This is a genomic window from Pseudomonas sp. NPDC089530, assembly GCF_050280705.1.
GTDB lineage: Bacteria > Pseudomonadota > Gammaproteobacteria > Pseudomonadales > Pseudomonadaceae > Aquipseudomonas.
In genome coordinates this window covers 1-7568 of the sequence record NZ_JBNNVU010000154.1, presented here as the reverse complement: position 1 = coordinate 7568, position 7568 = coordinate 1, and the positions used below count along the sequence as shown (strand labels likewise).

7 protein-coding genes are annotated in these 7568 nt (G+C 62.2%); 6 read left to right on the top strand and 1 reads right to left on the bottom strand.

All coding sequences use genetic code 11. The features are described 5' to 3' along the window. Positions 1 to 57 precede the first annotated feature (57 nt). The 6 genes from ACQKQA_RS29210 to ACQKQA_RS29185 all read left to right on the top strand — a co-directional run bounded on the left by ACQKQA_RS29210 (position 58) and on the right by ACQKQA_RS29185 (position 6045). Positions 58 to 699 (top strand): YfgM family protein, encoded by a 642-nt coding sequence (locus tag ACQKQA_RS29210; protein ID WP_427564656.1) that lies wholly within the window; start codon positions 58 to 60, stop codon positions 697 to 699. After that, on the top strand, positions 692 to 1843 hold the full coding sequence (gene bamB / locus ACQKQA_RS29205; protein WP_427564655.1) for an outer membrane protein assembly factor BamB: 1152 nt from the start codon (positions 692 to 694) through the stop codon (positions 1841 to 1843). Before ACQKQA_RS29210 ends, bamB begins: the two co-directional genes overlap by 8 nt. A 139-nt stretch (positions 1844 to 1982) precedes the next feature. Continuing rightward, a complete protein-coding gene (gene der, locus ACQKQA_RS29200) occupies positions 1983 to 3455 on the top strand; it encodes a ribosome biogenesis GTPase Der (protein ID WP_427564654.1) in 1473 nt (490 codons plus the stop codon). Between the two features lie 189 nt (positions 3456 to 3644). Then, positions 3645 to 4793, top strand: a complete 1149-nt coding sequence (locus ACQKQA_RS29195; protein WP_427564653.1) for a pyridoxal phosphate-dependent aminotransferase — start codon at positions 3645 to 3647, stop codon at positions 4791 to 4793. Then, on the top strand, positions 4781 to 5578 hold the full coding sequence (locus tag ACQKQA_RS29190) for an amidohydrolase (protein ID WP_427564652.1): 798 nt from the start codon (positions 4781 to 4783) through the stop codon (positions 5576 to 5578). The genes ACQKQA_RS29195 and ACQKQA_RS29190 overlap by 13 nt, the downstream gene beginning before the upstream one ends. Before the next feature lie 53 nt (positions 5579 to 5631). Further along, the gene (locus tag ACQKQA_RS29185; protein WP_427564651.1) at positions 5632 to 6045 is read left to right on the top strand and encodes a hypothetical protein; all 414 of its coding nucleotides are present in this window, start codon (positions 5632 to 5634) and stop codon (positions 6043 to 6045) included. Positions 6046 to 6114: 69 nt separating this feature from the next. Here ACQKQA_RS29185 and ACQKQA_RS29180 read toward each other — a convergent pair. Next, positions 6115 to 7568: 2-isopropylmalate synthase (locus ACQKQA_RS29180; RefSeq protein ID WP_427564650.1), on the bottom strand; the 1454-nt coding region annotated here is incomplete at its 5' end.

Sequence of the window (7568 nt, the reverse complement as noted above, 5' to 3'; positions counted from 1 at the left end):
GCGTCGTGCAGGGTTGAAGCTGTCAAACAGCCGATTTAGCGAATAAGGAGTATTGGGGTGTCGAGTACCGAAGAGGAACAGCTGGCGGATTTGAAGGACTGGTGGACGCGTAACGGCAAACCCCTGGTCACCGGCGGCCTGTTGGCGCTGGTCATCGTGTTCGGCTGGCAGGCCTGGCACAAGTATCAGAGCAATCAGTCGCAAGGCGCCTCGATGCTCTATCAGCAATTGCTGGAAACCACGCTGACGCCTGACGGCAAGCCGGACGCAGCCCGCGTTGCAGACCTGGCCGGCAAGCTCAACAGCGAGTTCGGCGGTACTGCCTACGCGCAGTACGGTAGCCTGTTCGTGGCCAAGGTGGCAGTCGATACCGGCAAGCTGGACGACGCGGCCAGCCAGCTCAAGGCCATCGCCGACAAGCCGGTCAACTCGACCCTGGGCGAGATCGCGCGTCAGCGCCTGGCCCAGGTGCTGTCGGCACAGAACAAGGCCGAGGAAGCGCTGAAGCTGCTCGAAGGCGATGCCGACAAGGCATTCCTGGCCACTCGCGAAGAGCTCAAGGGCGACCTGCTGGTCCAACTGGGCCGTACCGACGAAGCCCATGCTGCATACGAAAAAGCCAAGGCTGCGCTGTCCGATGAAGCGGCGGTCGGCGGCCTACAAATCAAGCTGGACGACCTGGCCAAAGGGGATGCGTGACGTGATCCGTTGGAAACATGCAGCATTGCTGGCTCTGGCCGTTCTGGCCGCGGGTTGCAGCAGCAACAGCAAGAAAGAATTGCCTCCTGCCGAACTGGTCGACTTCAAAGAAGAAGTGGTCCTGCAGAAACAGTGGAGTCGTTCGGTCGGCGACGGCCAGGGCGAAACCTACAACATGCTGGTGCCGGCGATCGACGGCAGCACCATCTACGCCGCCGATGTCACTGGCGTGGTAGAGGCGCTGGATCGCATGAACGGCGACGTCAAATGGAAACAGGACCTGGAGTTGCCAGTGTCCGGTGCCGTTGGCGTGGGTTACGGCCTGGTCATGATCGGTACCCTCAAGGGCGAAGTGGTCGTTCTGGACGCCTCGAGCGGCGAACAGAAGTGGCGCGCGCGGGTGACCAGTGAAGTCCTGGCTCCGCCCTCCACCAATGGCGATGTGGTTGTGGTCCAGACCCAGGATGACCGTGTGATCGGCCTCGACGCCGCCACCGGCAACCAGATGTGGGTCTACGACAGCACCCCGGCGGTACTGACCCTGCGTGGCACCAGCGCGCCGATCACCACCAACCGCCTGGCGGTTGCCGGTCTGTCGACCGGTAAAGTGGTGGCCCTGGATATCCGCAACGGCGTGCCGGTGTGGGAACAGCGTGTGGCTATTCCACAAGGTCGTTCCGAGCTGGATCGCGTGGTCGACATCGACGGTGGCCTGCTGCTGTCCGGTGGCACCCTGTATGTCGCCAGCTACCAGGGTCGTGTCGCGGCGCTGGACCTGGAAAGCGGTCGTCCGCTCTGGCAGCGCGATGCTTCCAGCTACGCAGGTGTCGCTCAAGGTTTTGGCAGCGTCTATGTGAGCCTGTCTTCCGGTACGGTCGAAAGCGTCGATGAGCGTTCCACCACTGCCCTGTGGAGCAACGACTCGCTGGCTCGCCGCCAACTGTCGGCTCCGGAAGTCTTCTCCAGCTATGTAGCGGTAGGCGACCTGGAAGGTTATCTGCACCTGCTGAGCCAGGTGGACGGTCGTTTCGTGGGTCGTGAGCGCATCGACAGCGACGGCCTGCGTGCCCGCCCGTTGGTGGTGGGCAACATGATTTACGTGTATGGCAACAGCGGCAAACTGGAAGCCCTGACCATCAAGTAATGGTTTGACTATGCTTGGGGTTGACCCCCAAGCGGCCTTGCCCTGGCAAGGTTCGCAGCACTTTGCGTGCTGCCCCGAGCACCAGCCGCTGCCACGCAGCGGCTTTTGTATTTTCTGAATTAACGCAGTGGAGAGCCGCATGGTTCCCGTAATCGCCCTGGTGGGCCGACCGAACGTCGGCAAGTCCACCTTGTTCAACCGCCTGACTCGGACTCGGGACGCCATCGTCGGCGACCTGTCCGGTCTGACCCGTGATCGCCAATACGGTGAGGCCAAGTGGCAAGGGCGTACCTATATTCTGATCGACACCGGCGGTATCTCCGGTGACGAGCATGGCATGGATGAAAAGATGGCCGAGCAGTCGCTGCTGGCCATCGAAGAAGCCGATGTCGTTCTGTTCCTGGTCGATGCCAAGGCCGGTTTTACCGCTGCCGACCAGATGATCGGCGAGCACCTGCGCAACCGTAACAAGACCTCGTTCGTGATCGCCAACAAGGTCGACAATATCGACCCGGACATGGCGCGCGCCGAGTTCGCCCCGCTGGGTATGGGCGACGCGATCCCGATCGCCGGCGCTCACGGCCGTGGTATCTCGCAGATGCTGGAAATCGCCCTGGGCGAGTTCCCGAAAGATGACGCGGACGAACCCGAAGAGGGTGAGGAAGAGGTCGTCGCCGAAGGCGAGGAAGCCAAGCGCATTCCAGGGCCGAGCGAGAAAGACGGGATCAAGATCGCCATCATCGGTCGTCCGAACGTGGGTAAATCCACACTGGTCAACCGCATGCTCGGCGAAGACCGGGTCATCGTCTACGACCAGCCCGGCACCACCCGCGACAGCATCTACATTCCCTTCGAGCGTAACGATGAGAAGTACACGCTGATCGACACTGCCGGTGTGCGCAAGCGCGGCAAGATCCACGAGGAAGTTGAAAAGTTCTCGGTGGTCAAGACACTGCAGGCGATCAAGGACGCCAACGTGGTGATCTTCGTCATGGACGCCCGCGAAGGCGTGGTGGACCACGACCTGAACCTGCTGGGCTTCGCCCTGGAAGCCGGTCGCGCCCTGGTCATCGCCCTGAACAAGTGGGACGGCATGGACCCGCGCGAGCGTGACTATGTGAAGACCGAGCTGGAGCGCCGGCTGTTCTTCGTCGACTTCGCCGACATCCACTTCATCTCGGCGTTGCACGGTACTGGCGTGGGCAACCTTTACCAGTCGGTGCAGAACTCCTTCAAGTCCGCGGTAACCCGCTGGCCGACCAGCCGCCTGACGCAGATCCTCGAAGACGCCGTGAGCGAGCACGCGCCGCCGATGGTCAACAACCGTCGTATCAAGTTGCGTTACGCCCACCTGGGTGGTGCCAACCCGCCGCTGATCGTGATCCACGGCAACCAGGTGGAGAAGGTGCCGAAGTCTTATGTGCGCTACCTGGAAAACACCTACCGCCGTGTGCTGAAGCTGGTCGGTACGCCGATCCGCATCGAGTTCAAGGGCGGTGACAACCCGTACGAAGGCAACAAGAACACACTCACCGACCGTCAGGTCAACAAGAAGCGTCGTTTGATGTCGCACCACAAAAAGGCCGAGAAGAAGCGCAGAGACAAGCGCTGAGACTCGTTGCGGGGGCGGGTTTTCCGGCAGCGGTGGATCGGCTCCGGTGCTGCGCGAACACGCTCGCTCCTGCAGGTTTTTGGGTAAGAAAAAGGGCGCCTCTGGCGCCCTTTTTCATGCCTGTGGTTTGGGCTATTCTCGGGGCCTCCCGTGCCGCCGTAGAGCCGGGTGTTCAGCAGGGAATCACCCATGATCACCAGTAAGCTGCCGAATGTCGGCACCACCATCTTTACGCAAATGTCACAGCTCGCGGTGGAAACCGGAGCGTTGAACCTGTCCCAGGGCTTTCCCGATTTCGATGGCCCACAGGCCCTGCGCGATGCCGTCGCCCGGCATATCGCCAGCGGCCACAACCAATACGCACCGATGACCGGCTTGCCGGCCTTGCGGCAGCAGGTGGCGGCCAAGATCGCCCGCAGTTATGGCGTGCAGGTGAATGCCGATACCGAGGTGACCATTACCCCGGGGGCTACCCAGGCGATCTTCTGTGCCATCCAGACGGTGATCCAGGCCGGCGACGAAGTGATCGTCTTCGACCCTTGCTACGACAGCTATGAACCTTCGGTCGAGCTGGCCGGCGGCCGCTGCGTGCATGTGCAACTGGGCCTGAACGATTTCGCCATCGACTGGCAGAAGCTGGGTGAGGCGCTGAGCCCTCGGACGCGGATGATCATTCTCAATGCTCCGCACAACCCCAGCGGCGCCCTGATCAGTCGCGCGGAGCTGGACCAGCTGGCGGCGCTGATTCGTGATCGGGATATCTACCTGGTCAGCGACGAGGTGTACGAGCACCTGGTGTTCGATGGCATTCCGCACGTCAGCGTGCTGGCCCATGAAGAGCTCTACCAGCGCGCGTTCGTGGTCAGTTCCTTTGGCAAGACCTATCACGTGACCGGCTGGAAAACCGGCTATGTGGTCGCTCCGCCGGCCCTGAGCGCGGAACTGCGCAAGGTGCATCAATATGTCAGCTTCTGTGGCGTGACCCCTTTGCAGTACGCTCTGGCGGACTACATGGCCGAACACCCGGAACATGTCGAGGAGCTTCCCGGTTTCTACCAGGCCAAGCGCGACCTGTTCTGCGATCTGCTGGCCCCTTCGCGGTTCAGCTTTACCCGGGTGGCCGGCACTTACTTTCAACTGGTGGACTACACGCAGATCCGCCCGGACCTGAATGACGTCGAGATGGCGGTCTGGATGACCCGTGAGCACGGCGTCGCGACCATTCCGGTGTCGGTGTTCTACCGCGAGCCACCGCAAGGGCAGCGTCTGGTAAGGCTGTGCTTTGCCAAACGCGAGGAGACGCTGCGTCAGGCGGCGGAAAAACTATGCGTGATCTGAGTGCTTTGCCCAATCTGAATGTGGCGCTGATCCAGACCTCCCTGGTCTGGCACGATCGCCAGGCCAACCTCGAACACTTCGAGTCGTTGTTCGAGCAGGCTCGGGGCGCCGACCTGATCATCCTGCCGGAAATGTTCACTACCGGATTCTCCATGGAGTCGGAAACCCTCGCCGAGGCGGAGAACGGCCCGACCAGCAAATGGCTGCGCAATCAGGCGGCGAAGCTCGGCGCGGTCATCACCGGCAGCGTGATTATCCAGGTTGCCGACGGCAGCCACCGTAACCGCTTGTTGTGGGCGCGCCCCGATGGCGAGGTCTGGCATTACGACAAACGCCATCTGTTCCGCATGGCGGGCGAGCACGATCACTACACGCCAGGCGAGCGTCAGGTGCAGTTCGAGCTCAAAGGCTGGCGTATCCGGCCGCTGATCTGCTACGACCTGCGCTTCCCGGTGTGGAGCCGCGATGCCCGGGATACCGACGTGCTGTTGTATACGGCCAACTGGCCGGGGGCGCGGCGCCAGCACTGGAACCGCCTGCTGCCGGCCCGGGCCATCGAAAACCTGTGTTATGTGGCCGCGGTCAACCGGATTGGCATCGACGGCAAGGGGTTTGCCTACACCGGTGATAGTCAGGTGCTGGATTTCCAGGGCGAGACCCTGCTCAGTGCCGGCGAGGCCGATGGGGTGTTCCAGGTCCGTCTGGATGCCGCGGAGCTGGCAGCCTATCGGGCGCGCTTCCCGGCCTATCTCGATGCCGACACCTTCGAGTTCACCCAGGCTTAAAGAACACCAGGGATGGGCCGTTAAGGGATTAGAGTTTTTCAGGGAGATTCATCATGACTAGTATCGGTGCCGTGGGCATCAATCCATTCCCATTGGGCGCTGCGCCGCAGAAACTCAACATCGCCGAGCCGCCGGCCAGCCCGCTTGAAGAGCAGGATCGGCGCCTCGCTGATGATAGCGATGCGGTGAGTATCGACATGCAGGAGTACGGCGCCAAGGCGGATCTCGGGTCGACCAGCACCGATCTCGTCGCGCAGTTGCAGAAGCAGATCGACAAGACGGAAAAGACCCTGACCGAGCAGCAGTCGCAGTTGTCCGGCGTACAGAAGGGGCAGGCGAACGAAGAGCGGAAGGTACAACAGGCGATGGAGGTACAGGCGCAGATCGCCGTCACGGCCAGCAACCTGCAGGTGTTGCAGGCCGCCTTGCTCCAGGCGATGACGGCGCGGATCAATACCACCGCCTGAATGAGGCGATAAACCGGCCGCACAAAAAAGCCCCGGATCAACCGGGGCTTTTTTGTGCTCGTGAAGCGGTTATGCGGCTTTGGCGTCCGTCTGGCTCAGGGAGCGGTTCAGCGCACTGAACAGCGCCTTGAAGCTGGCGGTGGTGATGTTTTCATCGATGCCCACACCATGCACCGCACGTTCGCCGTTCACCCGCAGTTCGATGTAGGCGGCGGCCTTGGCGTTGGTGCCCGCGCCGATGGCGTGCTCATTGTAGTCCATGATTTCCACCGGAACCGGCAAGCCGGCCACCAGGGCTTCCAGGGCGCCGTTGCCCTTGCCGCGCCAGTGCAGGTTGGTCTCGCCCTGGCCTTTGCCGGACACTTCCACTTCCACGGCGCTGTGGCCGTTTTCTTCCTGCAGGCGGTGGCTGACCAGCGCGTACGGCGTGTTGGCCTGCAAGTATTCGCTGTGGAGCAGGGCGTGGATCTGCTGGGCGGTCATTTCCAGGCCCAGACGATCGGTTTCACGCTGTACCACCTGGCTGAATTCGATCTGCATGCGACGCGGCAAGCTGATGCCGTATTCCTGTTCCAGCAGGTAGGCGATACCGCCTTTGCCCGACTGGCTGTTGACGCGAATCACCGCCTCGTAGCTGCGGCCGATGTCGGCTGGGTCGATCGGCAAGTACGGCACTTCCCACAGCGCATCGGACTTCTGCTGGGCGAAGCCCTTGCGGATCGCATCCTGGTGCGAGCCGGAGAACGCGGTGTGCACCAGGTCGCCGACATACGGGTGACGCGGGTGCACCGGGATCTGGTTGCACTCTTCGACCACTTTGCGCACGCCGTCGATGTCGGAGAAGTCCAGTTCCGGGTCGATGCCCTGGGTGTAGAGGTTCAGGGCCACGGTGACCAGGTCGACGTTGCCGGTACGTTCGCCGTTGCCGAACAGGCAGCCTTCGACGCGGTCGGCGCCGGCCATCAGGCCCAGCTCGGTGGCGGCCACGCCGGTACCACGGTCGTTGTGGGTGTGCAGGCTGATGATCACGCTGTCGCGACGGTTGATGTGACGGCAGAACCATTCGATCTGGTCGGCATAGATGTTCGGCGTCGCCACTTCGACGGTGGCTGGCAGGTTGAGGATCACCTTGTTCTGTGGGGTCGCGTTCCAGACTTCGACCACCGCGTCGCAGACTTCCTTGGCGAACTCCAGCTCGGTGGCGCTGAAGGTCTCTGGCGAGTATTCGAACTGCCACTGGGTTTCCGGCTGCTGGGCGGCGTATTTGACGAACAGCTTGGCAGCGTTCACCGCGATCTCTTTCACGCCGGCCTTGTCCTGGTTGAAGACAATGCGGCGGAACGACGGGCTGGTGGCGTTGTACAGGTGGACGATGGCTTTCTTCGCCCCGCGCAACGATTCGAAGGTACGGGCGATCAGGTCTTCACGGGCCTGGGTGCTGGCCGGCTGCGCCTCGGCGCCGAACGACCCGACGCTGGTCCTGCAGACGAACAAGACCCCCGCCGAATACGCCGATTGCCTGG